The sequence below is a fragment of the Methylobacterium sp. SD274 genome, from assembly GCF_017355285.1.
In the GTDB taxonomy this organism is placed as follows: domain Bacteria; phylum Pseudomonadota; class Alphaproteobacteria; order Rhizobiales; family Beijerinckiaceae; genus Methylobacterium.
The window spans coordinates 1-13,920 of record NZ_JADIJP010000013.1 but is presented as its reverse complement, the minus strand read 5'-3'; the positions used below and the strand labels follow the sequence as shown (position 1 = coordinate 13,920).

Sequence of the window (13,920 nt, the reverse complement as noted above, 5' to 3'; positions counted from 1 at the left end):
GGGGATCTGAAGAGGGCGGATGAAGCCGGGGCGTCAGCGTCTCGACAAATGGCTCTGGTTCACCCGCTTCGCGCGGAGCCGCTCTCTTGCCGCCGCCCTGGTGGAGGACGGCTTCGTGCGGGTGAACGGGACGCGCATCGACAACCCGGCCAAGGGGATCGCCATCGGTGACGTGGTGACGGTCGCCGCCGCCCATGGGACGGCGGCGGTGAGGGTGATCGATCTCGGGGAGCGGCGCGGTCCCGCGCCGGAGGCGCAACGGCTCTATGCCGACCTGTCGGCCGGCCGGAACGCAGTGCCCGACGATCAGGACTGATCGTTGCCGCGAAGACCGAGTGGCGGGAGTGTGTCCCGGTAACATCGCCCGAGCGGCCATGATGCGGCCACTGCTTGTCAGCCCCGGTGGCAGGGGCTAGAGCCGTGCGGAAATAGTGAGGCCTCGCGCGACCCACGGGCGCGTTAACGAGGCCGTGCAAGGGCCGGGTCTAGGATCGCGCCCGAACGGGCCGAGGTGGTTGACTCGCCCGACCATGGATTGAGGCTGAAGGGCACATGACCTACGTCGTCACCGACAATTGCATCAAGTGCAAGTACATGGACTGCGTGGAAGTCTGCCCCGTGGATTGCTTCTACGAGGGCGAGAACATGCTCGTCATCCATCCCGACGAGTGCATCGATTGCGGCGTCTGCGAGCCGGAATGCCCCGCCGAGGCGATCAAGCCCGACACAGAGCCGAGCCTGGAGACCTGGCTGAAGCTCAATGCCGATTACGCGCGGAGCTGGCCCAACATCACGCAGAAGAAGGACGCGCCTTCGGATGCGAAGGAATGGGACGGCGTCAGCGGCAAGTTCGAGGCTCATTTCTCCGCCTCGCCGGGCAAGGGCGACTAGGCCGGCTCCCGAGCAGGCGATATCGAGCGAAGGCTCCACCCGGATGGCGTCTCGCAGGTTTTGGTCCGCGCGTTAGTGAATTGCGCGCCTGCCCGCGATCATGCGTCCGGCCATGTCGGATTTCGGCGGATCGCATGCGCCTCATGACGTCGCAGGCGGTCGTGGAACCCGCCGCCTGAGGCCGTTGCGATTGCGCTCTCCGCACGGGACCGGCTCCCTGAGGATATCCCTCCGGCAGATCGCGCACGCATGCCCTACGTCGGCAATCCTTTGATTCGTTGCCCGGTTTGTGGTACATCAAGGGTCTGCCGTCGTTCGTGCCTGACGTGCTGCCTTTGGCCACCCAAGCGGTGGTTTCCAAACCTTTCGACAGAGTCGGCATCCCATTCCATTGGGACGCTACCTTTCCGAGACGAGGCGGCATGTGATCGACCGCTGGAGGCGCATGCGCTTCCCGCGGCACCGGTCGCATGGTGTGGATGATCGGCTAGCCTGGGACCCGCCCGGCCGATGCATGCTGCATCGATGGCCGGCGGACAAGAGGCTCAAGCCGGGTCACCCACCCCGGGAATGAAGGTTCGGCGCGATTCGACCCGCGCGATGTTCTGGAGGCGCTTCTCGCATGACCACAGCCAAGAAGACGACGGCAGGCCGCCAAGGCTTCAAGACCGGCGAAGCGGTGGTGTACCCAGCTCATGGCGTCGGCCGCATCACTGCGATCGAAGAGCAGGAAATCGCCGGCTACAAGCTCGAGCTTTTCGTCGTCTCTTTCGAGAAGGACAAGATGGTCCTGCGCGTTCCGACCGCGAAGGCCAACAGCGTCGGCATGCGTAAGCTCGCCGAGCCCGAGCTTGTCAAGAAGGCCCTCGACGTTCTGACCGGCCGCGCCCGGATCAAGCGCACCATGTGGTCGCGCCGCGCCCAGGAATACGAGGCCAAGATCAATTCCGGCGACCTGCTGTCGGTGACCGAAGTGGTCCGCGACCTCTACCGGTCGGAGGCTCAGCCGGAGCAATCCTACAGCGAGCGCCAGCTCTACGAGGCCGCCCTCGACCGCGTGTTGCGCGAGATCTCGTCGGTGAACCGCATCACCGAGACCGAGGCACTCAAGCTGATCGAGCAGAGCCTCGCCAAGTCGCCCCGCCGCGCCAAGGGCGAGGCGGAAGCCGAGGGCGATGCCGAGACGGATGGCGACAGCGACGAGATTCGGGAAGAGGCCGCCTGAGCGGCCCGCCGATCCCAGACGGATCCGTTCGACGATCGGGCCCGGCGCACCAGCGCCGGGCCTTTTTCTTTGTCGGCACTGCGTCGGCCGGCTGCTCCGATGCGCCGCAGGGTCACGGCCCCCTGTCAGCCCCAGCCTGCGGAACTATCCACGCAACGGCTCCGTTGTTCGGTGCCTGGGCAATGCCCCCGGGCTGGTGCCCTCGCTTTCTGGACCATTGGGGTCGATCGACCCCGAACGTCCGTCGCGGCGCGCGCACGCAACGGACGAAAGGCGGAGGCGGGAATGGCGGATATCGCGGGGATACGGCGACAGTTCATTCGTACGGCCATGGAGGCGCCCTTCCTGGCGCGGGACGAGGAACGCGGTCTCGCCGTCCGCTGGAAGGATGAGCGCGACGAACACGCTCTCCATCGCCTGATTTCGGCGCATATGCGTCTCGTCATCGCCATCGCGGGGCGGTTCCGGCATTACGGTCTGCCGATGGCCGACCTCGTCCAGGAAGGGCATGTCGGCCTCATGGAAGCGGCGGCCCGGTTCGAGCCGGAGCGCGAGGTCCGTTTCTCCACCTATGCGACTTGGTGGATCAGAGCCTCGATCCAGGATTATATCCTTCGCAATTGGTCCATCGTCCGTGGCGGCACGAGCTCCGCGCAGAAGGCCCTGTTCTTCAACTTGCGCCGCCTGCGCGCCCGGTTGATGCAATCCACCGAGGAGCATGTGGGCGACGAGATCCATCGCCGCATCGCCACGGCCATCGGCGTCTCCCGCGAAGATGTGGCCTTGATGGACGCGCGACTGTCCGGGCCGGACATGTCCCTGAACGCTCCGGTGGGCGAGGAAAGCGAAGCCTCATCCGAACGGATGGACTTTCTGGTGGACGGTTCCGACCTTCCCGACGAGACGGTCTCCGCCTCGGTGGATGGCGAGCGCAGGCTCACTTGGCTCAACGAGGCGCTCACCGTCCTGTCCGAGCGCGAGTTGCGGATCCTCCGCGAGCGCCGGCTGACGGAAGACCAGGCCACCCTCGAAGCCCTCGGCCGCCGTCTCGGGATTTCGAAAGAGCGCGTGCGCCAGATCGAGAACCGTGCCCTGGAGAAGCTGCGCCGTGCCCTGGCGGAGCGTTTTCCACAGAGTGCCGGTAACGTGTATGTCTGACCGGATGTCGCTTGCCGCCTGACCCAGTGCGCTGCACATTAACGCTTCGGCATCCCGTCTGTGGGAAGCCGGGGCGTGATGGCACGTGGACGGGCAGGTTGGCAGAGATGGACGTCGCGACACAGAGGCCTCTCCTCACCCTCGCGATGATTCTCGCCTTGAGCGTCGCGCTCGTCGGAATCATCGCCGTCAGGCACAGCCTGTCCTGGCTGGCCGCCGCCGGGACATTCTACGGCATCGTCGCTCTCTGTCAGATCACCTATCTCGCCCTCGTCATCGCCTTCACGCGGGATGGAGCGTCCGAACGACCTATGCCGGGCGGGTCCAGGCCGCCCTCGATCCGATAGCCCCACGATGGCACCGGCAACGATGACATCGGGCAGCACGGCATCGAGTCGCTAAAGTGGCCGTCGACTTTCACCACACGCGTTCGGGGAACCGGGCATCGGATCGAGCCCGCTCCGACGGGTCTGTCACGGTCTGGGATGTCGATCTGACCCTCTCGGACGAGCATCGCGCGCGCTGCCAGGATCTCCTCTCCGATGACGAGAAGGCTCGCGCGGACCGATTCGTGCGCGATGCGGATCGATGGCGCTTCGAGGCCAGTCATGCGGCCCTGCGCCTCACCCTCGGCCATCGTCTCGGATCGGGCCCGCGCGGCATCGTCTTCGGCGTGGAGCCGTCGGGAAAGCCGCATCTGGCGGGGGCAGCAGCCGGAGCATGCCGTTTCAGCCTGTCGCATTCCGGCAGCCATGCCCTGATCGGCCTTTCCCCCTCCGCCGAGATCGGCGTCGATGTGGAAGAGGTGCGCCCGATGCCCGATCTCCTTCGCATTGCCCGCGCCCATTTCGCCGGATGCGAGATCGCAGCCCTGGAGGCGCTGGAGCCGGGCGAGCTGACGGCCGCGTTCTTCGCCTGCTGGACGCGCAAGGAGGCCGTGGCGAAAGCGACCGGCCAGGGCCTCTCCCTGCGCCTCGACAGCTTCGCCGTCTCCGTCACGCCGGACATAGCGGAGCTGCTGGCCATGCCGGGCGGGACGAAGGAGTGGAGCCTGCACGCACTCCCCGCCGCGCCGGGCTATTCCGCGGCCCTCGCCATCCGGGCGGCGGATATCGGTTGCCTGTACCAGGCCCTCCCGCCCGACTGGCCCACCGGGCGGGCAGCCATATGGCAACAAGGTCGATGATGACGCTTGCGGCTCCGCGTCGGCCTCGCTATACGTCCGCTCGCCGGTGGTGACGCCGGCCGTCGGAGTGTAGCGCAGTCTGGTAGCGCACCACGTTCGGGACGTGGGGGTCGCAGGTTCAAATCCTGCCACTCCGACCAATACTTAGCTCGGTTTCTGATAGCTGCCCCGACAGTTATCCCGACAGAAACCCTGCAAACCAATTCAGAACGAGCGGATAGGTGTTTGGCTTAGCGCCGCCTACGCATTGCGTCTGTGGGTTCGCCATTGCGGTTGCCATGGCGTTGATCCTCGCGTTTGGGGTCATGTTCGGGTTGATTGGGTAAAGCCGACGACCTAGCGTTGCATGTGGCATCCCAGACATAGCGACTAGGCTCGCCCTCCCCTATCCCGGTGCGATGTCAGCTTCGCCCGCCTTCAAGTTTGAACCGAACTCGCTGCAGGCATGGCGTGAGGCCTTGCATCGTCAATGACGGCAGAACACCCCGTAGTGTTTTGCGGCGAAGGACCGGCGAGCATCAATCGCTTCCTCAAGGGTTAGAAAGCTCCCCAGGTTCATACGCTTCCCTCTGAGGGTCGCGTGCGCTGAGAACTTCTTTCCGCTCCGAAATACGCCCTTAATACCAATCAGGTTTCGCGACGAAGGCCCTTGATTGTAGCTGTTCTCCAGCTTCGTTGCCTCCCGCAGGTTTGCGAGGCGGTTATCATCACGAACGCCATTTACATGATCGACGCATGGATTGGCCCATCGCCCGTGAGCAATGGCGAAAGCAACCCGATGAGCTACCAGCCCGTGCAGGCGACCTAGGTAGCTTACAGCGCCATTTCGGTAGCCTTGATGGTGCCGGGATGCCAAAGCCGGCGTTCCGAGGAACCGTGCGTTGAATATCGTGCAGGCGCAATCGCTCAGAAAGTGCGCGGACGGACGCGACTTCCAAATGAGTATACCAGTACTTTCGTCATAGGCGATTGCCTCGCGGAGAATGGCTATCGGCAGGGGTTTGATATTTCCGAATTGCTCAGCGACTTCCATCGCGCCGCCTCCTCGCCAAGAGGACGCTTGACTTGCATCAGGGCCGACCGGCCATCCGGCGCGATGACATAGGTCGCAAGACCGCCAAAGGCTGCGGCATCTCATTGCGCATGAACGCCGTCGCGAAAAGGCGTGCGCCAGGCGAGATCGACATCCCAATCCGGCCTAGCGCCACCCTGACGGGTTCGCCCAAGCTGCACTACGGCGAAGTTCGTCTTGGCGTCGTTTCGGCAATCATGCTCGCGCAACGGGAACACCAACTCGTAGTGACAGGTGCGCTCGAAACCGCCTTTGACCTCTTCCTCCCTCCTCAGCTGCAGCCTCGGGACCGGCAGCCCCACGGGGCGGGCGGTTTCCGGCGCGTCGTAGTCGACCTTTAGGAGTTTGCGATCTGGGCCTGAGCGCCGCGAATTGCGTCCGCCACCTGCCGCTTGAAAGCGCTGAACACTGGTTTCAGCAGCGCGTCCGCTTCACGATCAATCTGAGTACGAGCCATCGCGCTCTCCATTCGTATGTACGGTTGAAGAAATATCGTACGTATGCTATCCGGTCAATACCGTACATACGAAACGAGCGCGTCTTGACCGGATTTCATACGTATGCGAACGCCCCCAAGGTGGGCCGCAATAAGGAATGGGAGAAGCGCCTAACGCTTCCGCTGACCAGCGATATGGTCGACCGCCTCGACGCCGCGCGTGAGCCGGGCGAGGACCGCCTAACCGTGATCCGGAAGGGCATCGAGAGGGAACTGAAGGCCCGTGACCGGCAAAAAATCAGCAAGGGGAGCGGCGAGGGCTGAAGGTGCCGATCTGGGCGAAGAGGCGGTAGGCGGCTCAAAGTCCTGTCCTATCTCCTCGCAGGCACCGCCAGGAACCCGATCATGAGCACCGAGCGCGCCGAGGGATACATCGAGGCTTTGGCCGGCATGAGGGCGACGATCCAGCGTCGGATCTACGAGCCCGACATCACGAACGACGGTAAGCTCGAACTCCTCGATTTGCTCTCGATGTTGGACGATATGCTGAAGGGCGGGACGCCTTCTGAGGATCACGACAACGACGCGCCGGAGCCGCTGAGTGGCAGCTTCTGAGCGCCCCACGATCCCTTTCCCCTTCGCATCACCGAGGTATGCGAGGCCATCGCCGTGCTGGACGCGGTGGGTACGCACGTAAGCTAAATCTACCACTGCGACGAGCCGATCCGCCGAGCCAGCACCAAGCGGGTCACGAAGGCCGAGGCGGTGGAGATGGAGATGGCGAAGGTCATCGCGCGGGCGTTGACGGCGGAGTTCGGCGGGCAGGAAACAGGCTGATTCCCTCAGACCGTTTTAGCAAGCATTTTTCGGCAGAAATGCTAATTGCCACAATGATTTAGCGGCTGATTTCCAGGGGTGTGATCCGAAACGGTTTTTTGGCGCTTTTAATACCAGAAAGTGCTTATCTATCAATGCGTTGAGTACCCGATTCGACCGGGCCCCTCACGGCTTCCTGGCCGGCACCTCAATCGTCACCAGCTTGCCCGAGATCGGATCGAGGATGGTGAGCGTCATGGTGGCCTCCGGGCGTAGTCCGAAAGATGCCAAGGGAATGGTTAAGAAATCCTAATGCTGCGTTCCCTCACTCCCCCGCACCGGGCTTCGGCTTGCGCTCGCGGCGCTCGAGTTCGGCCGAGGGCGGTGTGACCATCCTTCATATGAGATGCGCGAACTGAGTTCCGAGCTCTGAAGCTTCTGCCTGAATTTCATGCTCATTCGTAGCAACCTGACCGGAAAGGCGAGCAACAAGCATCGGCAAACGCCAAGCCATGACATCCTCCCTGCTAATCATGCTCAACCGGCAATACTGCCAAATATAAAATTCAGCTAGAGCTTTGCGGATAATTCTACTTGCCGCTCTTCTTAGCGTACGAGTTTTGCCGACGCGCCCGGATCGGATGATGAGGTCGGTACGGGCGACATCTGCCGCAGGATGCCCAGATGTCGACTTCTCCCAGTCTATGACGACCAAGCCGTTAGAGGTGTGCAGAACATTCTCCGGGTGGAGATCCCCGTGACAGAGCCTGTCACCATCCGGTAAGCGGTCAAGAACCGCAAGGGTCGTTTGTTTTAACCAGGGCGGCACTCGCGCTCTCAAGACTTGAATGCGAATCGCATCTTGCTGGCTTGGAAGCGGCGGTTTCTCAACTTTGTGAATGCTGTGCTGAATATGAGCAAGCTGCCTTAAAGCACCCAGCATTCCAAGGGGGCTTCTATTAAATTGCTCCAAGACTGTCTTGCCGTGAATATGCTCAAAGATAACGCCAGTTCGTCCATCTCGCTCGATAATACCCAAAGCAGCCGGGACACGCAGGCCATGGGAATAGGCAAATGACGTTGCGGCGAACTCCTTCTCCGCAAGACTCTTCCCCCATTTTGCTTTGTAGAGCTTGATTATTCGCCCGGACCTATCAGCAAAGACTTCCGCGCTGCGTCCTTCGCCCACACGATCAGCTTGCTCAAAAGCGATTTCTTGCGTCGCCGACATGTCAATCCAGCTCAAAGCCCCCCTCGGCGCCAAGCTAGGAGTTAGGATCAACGATTGTGAGTTGGCAATCCATTCTTGGTTGCGAAGACTTCCGGCGTCGGCTTGATGTGCTTATGCGCACCCCCTTCAACAAAAAACCCGCCGCGGCGTGGGCCGGGCGGGTGAAAGGCACATGGCCATTAGGCTGCGTTCATCAAGTTGGCGTATGGCTTCACCAAGGCGCCGGCTCAAGGCTTTTAAAACTGCCCTGCCGAAGGCCCCTTGGAGAAAAATGATGACGGTTAAAATGCTCTCAGCAGTCGCAGTGCTGGCAAGCGCCATTGGCTTCGGCACCGCCGCTCAGGCTGCACCGATCGCTGCCGCACCGATTGCGGGCCTCTCGGAGGATGGGTTTGTGACGAATGTCGCCGGCCATTGCGGCCTTGGATATTACCCGGATCGGTTCACCGGCCGCTGCCGTGGTAACGGCTCAATCAACCATGGAGCGGGACGCCGCTATGCTCCGGCCTATCGCCGTCCGTATGCTCGTCCGTATGGACGCCCCGCTTACGGTCGTCCCGCTTATCGCGGCTACTGATTAACAGACACCGCCGAGCCAAAGTGCAATAAGAAAACCCCGCTCCGGTTCTCACCGGGCGGGACTAAAAATTGAGAAGTTCAAGAGGACAGGACTGCCCTCGCATACGGCATGCCAGGGCTACCCCGCGCAGCGAATATCCTTCGCGCTTCGGGTCAGGTTCTGGATCGCCTCGACCATCTCCCGATGCTCACGGTGCTTGTCCTCGGCAAGACGCTGCTCGTGCTGGCGGCGCTCCTCAAGAAGCCGTCGCTCATGCTTGCGGTGCTCCTCGGCCTTCTTTTTCCGGAAAGTCATCTCGGTCTCGCGCATCAGGATGCATCGATCATGCGAGGCTGACACGCCGCGCAGCCCGTCGATGATGTCTTTCAGGTCGTTCTGCCCCATCAGCATACCGCCGATCGAAGCGAGCCCGGCCGAGCCGATGGAAGGTCGGTCGGCGATGTGCGGCTTCTCCTCCTTGGCCCGCATGTAGCCGATGACCGCGAGCAGGATGCCGCCGCCGCCGCTGGCGGCCAGTAGTGTGCTTAGGATGTCGACCCACTGCTTGACGTCTTCAGGTGACATTGCGCGGCGCAGCTCCAGCGGACAGGGAACCGTTCTTGAACATATCGTAGCCGGTCGCGAGGACACACCAGCCCTCGAAGCAGAAGCAGACCGGATACCAGCCGAAGCCCGCCGGTAGCCGCGTGTTGAAGGCGTATGCGCCGACCAACATGAGAAAGCCGATGGCGAGCCAGCAGAGGCCATCCATCAAAGCGCCGACAAAACGGATCACGGGGGTTCGCCGCCACCAGCCGTTGATGCCGAGCCCGACGGCGCGGAGGATTGCCACGACGACGGCGAGCATTCCCCAGCGGGTCTCCGTCATCACCTCGCCCATGATCCGATAGACCGGCATGTCGAAGTAGGCTTCGGGTCGCAGCATGCTCGCACCCCAGACCAGGAGCATGCAGGACAACATCCATTCCAGAGGGCGCGTCATGTGCATTGAGGTTGGGGTGTGCGAGTTCATGGCAAGCCTCCCCAGCTTACTGCTTCGGCAGTGATGCGAGCGCCGAGGCGACGAGCTCGGACGCGGTGGCGCCCCTATCGAGCTTCAGCATTCGAAACAGCTTGTTCGCGACTTCCTCCGGGCCGCCAGCCTGATCCATCGTCCACTTGCTGACGGCATTGACGTCCGCCCGGTTGACCGCGCGCTGAAGGGAGTTGGCGACGATCCCCGCGCCGACGGGCACTGTCACTGTGTTGTCCTTCACCGCGCCGGCCGTCGCGTTGACGCCGAAGTCGAACCACTTCCGCAGGGTGCGTTCGACCAGGGCCTCTGACACCAGCATGCGGACCATTGGGTAGAACCGGGCCAAGAGGCCGAGGACGACGGTGCTCGCCAGCGGGACCAGGATGTCGCCGACGAGTTGAGCCACCGCCACGACATACTCGCCGTAGGGGATGACCACGGCCGGGGAGACGGTTGGCGTGGTGGTGACCTGCGCGAAGGCGGCCACCGGGACGAGGATCGAGACGGCGAGGCAGGCGAACGCCAGCGCCGCGAGCAGAGGCTTGCGGGTCATGTTATGATCTTTCACAGGTGAGATGCGCCGGTACCGCCGGGGCTCGGAGCTCTGGGAGGGCTTGCTATGACCCCTGAAGGCGTTTGGTGGACGCGTCAGATCTTCGGCATGAAGCTCTACGTCCTGTTCGTGTTGGTCGCCGGCTTGCTAGTCCTCGGTTACTTCGGGCGAGGCTTGGCCATTTGACCGTTCGGTCATAACTCTGATCGAGGAGCCTTCCTTCGCTGCCGCGTCAGGCTTCGCTTACGCCGGAACGCGCGCCCGCCACGGTGGCGGGCAGCTTCGACGCCGTCGGGATCGGCATGTCGGCGGGCCAGCGGAAGGCGACGATCTCCGAACGCTTGAAGGCTGCCACCGAGACCTGATCGGACTGGTTGCCCCCGAGCAGGAACACCTGCTCCTTGTTCGCGCCGACCACGAAACCGGTATGGCCCTGCCAGGACGAGCCCGCCGGCTTTTTCGTGGCGATGCAGCCCAGGGCCGGCTCCTTAAGGCCGACGCCCCAATTCTCGAATGACCGGGCCGCGAGGCTGCGCGAACCGCGATGGCCCGCTCGCTCGAGCATCGCGTTGACGTAGGCCGCGCACCAGGCGGTGGAGTCGGTCTTGATACCTGGGAAGCCTGCGTCGGCGAACAGCTTCACCACCTGAGCGCTATTTGCAGATCCTGGGCCTTCCTTCACGCCAAGCATATCGGCCGCCAGCTTGGCCGATCCGGCTCGGCCTTCTTCTCGGTGACGTCGACGGAGCTGAGGGCCTTCTGCGTCAGCGGCCGGGCGATGCCATCGGCGACGAGGCCCGCCGCGCGCTGGAAAGCGGTCACAGCCGCGATGGTCCTGGGTCCGGCATCCCCATCGGCGTCCGCAGGCCCGAGGTCATAGCCGCGCGCCAAGAGAGCGCGCTGAATTTCAGCGACGGTCATGGGTCTTCTTCAAATGTTAAGCATAAGCGGCGCAGCCCTTGCCTCGGACCGCGCGTGGGGATCGGCATGAGGGCGAAGGCTATGGGTCAGAAGGTAGTCGGGGCGGCATTTGCCATCGGTTTGATGGCTGGCCTGCTCATCACGGTCGCGGTGACCTATGGCTCAGGGTTCACTGTCTGAGCGGGCATTGCGCGGCGACCGGCCGGCTCGGGAATGATAAGCCGTCCGGATGGATTAGCTTCTACGACTGACGAGCATCTTAAGCCGGTGGACGCGACGGCGGTGGACGAAGACGGAGGCTATCGTTGCGCTTGCCGTGATTGCGATCGCTCTGGCGCTCGCGATCATCGAATGGGCCGGCTACTGGCGCAGGTGAGGTGAGAGGCATCGCTGTGCGGGTAGACATAGCTTCCGCCGGTGAGGCGAATATTCGGGTGATGCCGGATCAATTCGAGGCCGCGCGGGTAGCGCTGGCTCCACTGATCATAATCCGGATGCACCGTGCCGGCGGGGTCGATGAAGAGGATCGGGTCGAGCATCTGCCCAAGAGCAAGCTTGGTCGCGTCCGCGCGCTGCCGGTAGTATTGGAACATGAAGGCACGGAAGTCTTCCGGCTGCCTCGGAAGGCCACCGATGAGGTCCGCCTCGCCCTGTTTCCAGGCCAAGCCGTAATTTCGGACGTAGCGCCCTGAAACTGCGTGCAGAGCCTTCGCGGCACGCATGAAAACGTCGGCGTAGGTGTTGCGGTTCTCGCCCAACCGAAGCTGGATGTACTTCGCGCCGACCTTATAGGAGACCGCCGAGATGAGGCGTGGAAGCACCGTGGACGTCGAGTTCGACGAAATAGGTCGCAGTAGGCGCCGAGGTGTAGCCGCTGCCTGGATTATCGACGGTGAACCCGATCACCTCCCGCCCCAACTCAACCGAGGACATGATGGGGCTCAGGATAGCGCCTGTTCCGCCAGATCCAGTGTTGTTGATGGTGATGGTCGGCGGGGACTCGTAGCCGTAGCCGCGCTTCGTGATCAGTGCACCCGTGACCTGGCCATCGGCGATGATCACCGTAATCTTCGGCGGGGTCTCCAGGTCAAACTTCTGCAGGGTGTGGCTCGCAAACCCCGAGAGCATCGTTTCACGCGCGCTAATCGTGGCGCGCTCGATCAGATCCACGAAGGTGTCTGGCGGAGCGCCAAGCCGCGGAGCATTGCCCGATCCAGCAGCTTCCATCGATAGGGAGATGCCGGGATACTTGGCCGTCGAAGCGACGATCGGGTCCGCGTTGTCGAGATTCTGACTGCCCGCAAGCGACTGGCCGTGGATGAAGAAAATCTGATCTTCTCGCATCGAGGCCGCAGGCGGTGAGAAGCCGGTGACGTTCTCATGGGCGAACAGTTGGTCGGGGTCGGCGGCGATGACCGCCTTTCGGCGAATGTCGGACACGTCGAGCGAGCCGTCATTTGCCGATCCGGAAAAGTAGGGGCGGACCTTCACCGCGAGGGGCATGGCCGCGCGGATTTCAGCCGTGCTGATACGAAGCGGAAGGGCCAGGAAACCATCGGCTACGACGACGTTGCGTGTCAGCAGCGTCATCGTGCCGGCGTCTGTGTCGTCCGCCTTCAGGCCTCGGAGCCTGTACAGCACCGAGGAATTCGTAGCCATTGCACTGCGCTGGCTGGTGAACGTGTACTCGTAGGTTTCCTTGTCGAAGATCTGTTGCGCATGGATTGGCCCGACGCCGCGGGCGCCACCAGCCGTGATGCGCAGCACCTTGCCATCCGTGCCGGGCACGATCGAGTAGACGCCGCCCTCGGTGAGGGACGCAGCCGCCCCCATCCCGAGATGAACCTGCTCTGTCCAGCTTGAAAGGAGGTCGGAAGGCCGATAGCTCGCGGCGCGCACGATGGAACTGACGCGGGCGTTCGAAGCAGCCACGTCTGCCGCCAGGTTTGCGCCGCCGGGAATACCGGCCAAGCCCTCCAGCGTAGAAAGCCGCCCTTCGGCCATAGTGAAGCGCGCTGCAACGAGGCTTGTGCCGCCCAACAGTAGCTCCTGCAGGCGTACGAAGCCCATGCGACCGGTCGTCGGCGGACCATTCCCGTTGAGCGCGAAGTCGCCGAGGAACTCATAGAGATCGCCGACCGGCAGTTCAGTCGAAAGTGGCATGCACAGGGTCTCCCGCGCGCCATCGCTCGCGATAGCGAGGCGGCGTCAGGTTGCTCGGATGGGTTGGGGTCGGATCAGATGCGCGGTCGCGCTTAGGTTACCGGCGCGATGGAGCAGGCCCAGCTGGGTACACGCCATCAGCGTGATCTTGCTGACGCCGGGCTCGGTCGCCGAGAGCATCGGGCCGCGCGCCACCTCGACCCGCGAGGTGATGAACTTGCCGCCGTTCGACGATTCCTTGCTGAGCTTGCGAAACTCCTCCGCCCACTCGACCACATTGACCTGAGGAGAGGGCTTCGTCCCGGCGTGCCGGTTCCGACGAAGGCTCTCAAGGTTGAGGTAAGGTTGCTTCCGGGTCTCCGAGCTGTTCAAGGTGCTGCTGGACATGCGCCGTCAGAACCGTGGTGAGCGTGCGCGCATCGATCCCCAATTCGTCCGCCATGATCGTCGCAATGCGGGATGGCCAGGCCGCCCAGGCGTCGCGGTAGTCCCGGGCGGTATCGAAGAAGAGCTTCTCGGCGGCGCCGCGATCGACGAGGCGGCCTTGCTTGACCTCGTAGTCCTGCTTGCGCTGCAGCCCGAGAAAGTTTTCCTTGCGCCGAATGGCCTGTGGGGTCTTCAGATCCGGGTCGTCGGGGTCGTAATCCTCCTCCTCGTCGTCCCCGTCTGAGGG

The 13,920-nt window shown here is 63.1% G+C and carries 19 protein-coding genes, 1 tRNA gene and 1 pseudogene; 10 read left to right on the top strand and 11 right to left on the bottom strand.

The genetic code is table 11. The features are described from left to right. Positions 1 to 19 precede the first annotated feature (19 nt). From IPV08_RS12870 to IPV08_RS12840, 7 genes are all read left to right on the top strand, one after another. Positions 20 to 316: an RNA-binding S4 domain-containing protein gene (locus IPV08_RS12870; protein ID WP_056422519.1), complete on the top strand. Its 297-nt coding sequence runs from the start codon at positions 20 to 22 to the stop codon at positions 314 to 316. Between the two features lie 236 nt (positions 317 to 552). Further along, entirely contained in the window at positions 553 to 891 is a 339-nt protein-coding gene (gene fdxA / locus IPV08_RS12865; RefSeq protein ID WP_056422521.1) for a ferredoxin FdxA, read from the top strand. Positions 892 to 1,513: 622 nt separating this feature from the next. Next, positions 1,514 to 2,116, top strand: a complete 603-nt coding sequence (locus IPV08_RS12860) for a CarD family transcriptional regulator (RefSeq protein ID WP_056422526.1) — start codon at positions 1,514 to 1,516, stop codon at positions 2,114 to 2,116. Positions 2,117 to 2,401: 285 nt separating this feature from the next. After that, complete coding sequence (locus IPV08_RS12855) at positions 2,402 to 3,274, top strand: RNA polymerase factor sigma-32 (protein ID WP_056422529.1); 873 nt, start codon at positions 2,402 to 2,404, stop codon at positions 3,272 to 3,274. A 107-nt stretch (positions 3,275 to 3,381) separates the two neighbouring features. Beyond that, complete coding sequence (locus IPV08_RS12850; protein ID WP_207412160.1) at positions 3,382 to 3,621, top strand: hypothetical protein; 240 nt, start codon at positions 3,382 to 3,384, stop codon at positions 3,619 to 3,621. A 56-nt stretch (positions 3,622 to 3,677) separates the two neighbouring features. Continuing rightward, positions 3,678 to 4,460: a 4'-phosphopantetheinyl transferase superfamily protein gene (locus IPV08_RS12845; protein WP_207412159.1), complete on the top strand. Its 783-nt coding sequence runs from the start codon at positions 3,678 to 3,680 to the stop codon at positions 4,458 to 4,460. Positions 4,461 to 4,523: 63 nt separating this feature from the next. Further along, positions 4,524 to 4,600: transfer RNA gene (locus IPV08_RS12840), tRNA-Pro, on the top strand. Positions 4,601 to 4,926: 326 nt separating this feature from the next. Here IPV08_RS12840 and IPV08_RS12835 read toward each other — a convergent pair. Then, on the bottom strand, positions 4,927 to 5,493 hold the full coding sequence (locus IPV08_RS12835; protein WP_207412158.1) for an HNH endonuclease: 567 nt from the start codon (positions 5,491 to 5,493) through the stop codon (positions 4,927 to 4,929). Between the two features lie 580 nt (positions 5,494 to 6,073). Here IPV08_RS12835 and IPV08_RS12830 point away from each other — a divergent pair. Both IPV08_RS12830 and IPV08_RS12825 read left to right on the top strand, forming a co-directional pair. Beyond that, positions 6,074 to 6,292, top strand: a complete 219-nt coding sequence (locus tag IPV08_RS12830) for a hypothetical protein (protein WP_207412157.1) — start codon at positions 6,074 to 6,076, stop codon at positions 6,290 to 6,292. 81 nt (positions 6,293 to 6,373) lie between these two features. After that, positions 6,374 to 6,583, top strand: a complete 210-nt coding sequence (locus IPV08_RS12825; protein ID WP_207412156.1) for a hypothetical protein — start codon at positions 6,374 to 6,376, stop codon at positions 6,581 to 6,583. 598 nt (positions 6,584 to 7,181) lie between these two features. Here IPV08_RS12825 and IPV08_RS12820 read toward each other — a convergent pair. Then, the gene (locus tag IPV08_RS12820) at positions 7,182 to 8,015 is read right to left on the bottom strand and encodes an aminoglycoside phosphotransferase family protein (protein ID WP_207412155.1); all 834 of its coding nucleotides are present in this window, start codon (positions 8,013 to 8,015) and stop codon (positions 7,182 to 7,184) included. Positions 8,016 to 8,301: 286 nt separating this feature from the next. Here IPV08_RS12820 and IPV08_RS12815 point away from each other — a divergent pair, with 286 nt between their 5' ends. Then, positions 8,302 to 8,592 carry a hypothetical protein gene (locus tag IPV08_RS12815; protein ID WP_207412154.1) on the top strand — a complete coding sequence of 97 codons (291 nt, stop codon included), beginning with the start codon at positions 8,302 to 8,304 and terminating at the stop codon, positions 8,590 to 8,592. Positions 8,593 to 8,712: 120 nt separating this feature from the next. Here the strand turns inward: IPV08_RS12815 and IPV08_RS12810 are convergent, their stop codons facing one another. The 9 genes and pseudogenes from IPV08_RS12810 to IPV08_RS12775 all read right to left on the bottom strand — a co-directional run. After that, positions 8,713 to 9,225 carry a hypothetical protein gene (locus tag IPV08_RS12810; protein WP_207412153.1) on the bottom strand — a complete coding sequence of 171 codons (513 nt, stop codon included), beginning with the start codon at positions 9,223 to 9,225 and terminating at the stop codon, positions 8,713 to 8,715. Then, complete coding sequence (locus IPV08_RS12805) at positions 9,149 to 9,607, bottom strand: hypothetical protein (RefSeq protein ID WP_207412152.1); 459 nt, start codon at positions 9,605 to 9,607, stop codon at positions 9,149 to 9,151. The genes IPV08_RS12810 and IPV08_RS12805 overlap by 77 nt, the downstream gene beginning before the upstream one ends. Positions 9,608 to 9,623: 16 nt before the next feature. Beyond that, a complete protein-coding gene (locus IPV08_RS12800; protein WP_207412151.1) occupies positions 9,624 to 10,163 on the bottom strand; it encodes a hypothetical protein in 540 nt (179 codons plus the stop codon). A 232-nt stretch (positions 10,164 to 10,395) separates the two neighbouring features. After that, positions 10,396 to 10,845: a TIGR02594 family protein gene (locus IPV08_RS12795; RefSeq protein WP_348646119.1), complete on the bottom strand. Its 450-nt coding sequence runs from the start codon at positions 10,843 to 10,845 to the stop codon at positions 10,396 to 10,398. Next, on the bottom strand, positions 10,842 to 11,084 hold the full coding sequence (locus IPV08_RS24600) for a peptidoglycan-binding domain-containing protein (protein WP_246747935.1): 243 nt from the start codon (positions 11,082 to 11,084) through the stop codon (positions 10,842 to 10,844). The genes IPV08_RS12795 and IPV08_RS24600 overlap by 4 nt, the downstream gene beginning before the upstream one ends. Positions 11,085 to 11,428: 344 nt before the next feature. Then, positions 11,429 to 11,905: a hypothetical protein gene (locus tag IPV08_RS12790; protein WP_207412150.1), complete on the bottom strand. Its 477-nt coding sequence runs from the start codon at positions 11,903 to 11,905 to the stop codon at positions 11,429 to 11,431. After that, a complete protein-coding gene (locus tag IPV08_RS12785; RefSeq protein WP_207412149.1) occupies positions 11,871 to 13,247 on the bottom strand; it encodes a hypothetical protein in 1,377 nt (458 codons plus the stop codon). Before IPV08_RS12785 ends, IPV08_RS12790 begins: the two co-directional genes overlap by 35 nt. A gap of 45 nt (positions 13,248 to 13,292) precedes the next feature. Continuing rightward, entirely contained in the window at positions 13,293 to 13,523 is a 231-nt protein-coding gene (locus IPV08_RS12780; protein ID WP_207412224.1) for a hypothetical protein, read from the bottom strand. Between the two features lie 52 nt (positions 13,524 to 13,575). Next, positions 13,576 to 13,920: pseudogene (locus tag IPV08_RS12775) on the bottom strand (hypothetical protein); the annotation flags it as partial.

Coding starts and splice junctions, on each gene's coding strand:
- IPV08_RS12870 (WP_056422519.1), top strand. CDS start 20: ATGAAGCCGGGGCGTCAGCGTCTCGACAAATGGCTCTGGTTCACCCGC.
- fdxA (WP_056422521.1), top strand. CDS start 553: ATGACCTACGTCGTCACCGACAATTGCATCAAGTGCAAGTACATGGAC.
- IPV08_RS12860 (WP_056422526.1), top strand. CDS start 1,514: ATGACCACAGCCAAGAAGACGACGGCAGGCCGCCAAGGCTTCAAGACC.
- IPV08_RS12855 (WP_056422529.1), top strand. CDS start 2,402: ATGGCGGATATCGCGGGGATACGGCGACAGTTCATTCGTACGGCCATG.
- IPV08_RS12850 (WP_207412160.1), top strand. CDS start 3,382: ATGGACGTCGCGACACAGAGGCCTCTCCTCACCCTCGCGATGATTCTC.
- IPV08_RS12835 (WP_207412158.1), bottom strand. CDS start 5,493: ATGGAAGTCGCTGAGCAATTCGGAAATATCAAACCCCTGCCGATAGCC.
- IPV08_RS12825 (WP_207412156.1), top strand. CDS start 6,374: ATGAGCACCGAGCGCGCCGAGGGATACATCGAGGCTTTGGCCGGCATG.
- IPV08_RS12820 (WP_207412155.1), bottom strand. CDS start 8,015: ATGTCGGCGACGCAAGAAATCGCTTTTGAGCAAGCTGATCGTGTGGGC.
- IPV08_RS12815 (WP_207412154.1), top strand. CDS start 8,302: ATGCTCTCAGCAGTCGCAGTGCTGGCAAGCGCCATTGGCTTCGGCACC.
- IPV08_RS12805 (WP_207412152.1), bottom strand. CDS start 9,607: ATGAACTCGCACACCCCAACCTCAATGCACATGACGCGCCCTCTGGAA.
- IPV08_RS12800 (WP_207412151.1), bottom strand. CDS start 10,163: ATGACCCGCAAGCCTCTGCTCGCGGCGCTGGCGTTCGCCTGCCTCGCC.
- IPV08_RS24600 (WP_246747935.1), bottom strand. CDS start 11,084: ATGACCGTCGCTGAAATTCAGCGCGCTCTCTTGGCGCGCGGCTATGAC.
- IPV08_RS12785 (WP_207412149.1), bottom strand. CDS start 13,247: ATGCCACTTTCGACTGAACTGCCGGTCGGCGATCTCTATGAGTTCCTC.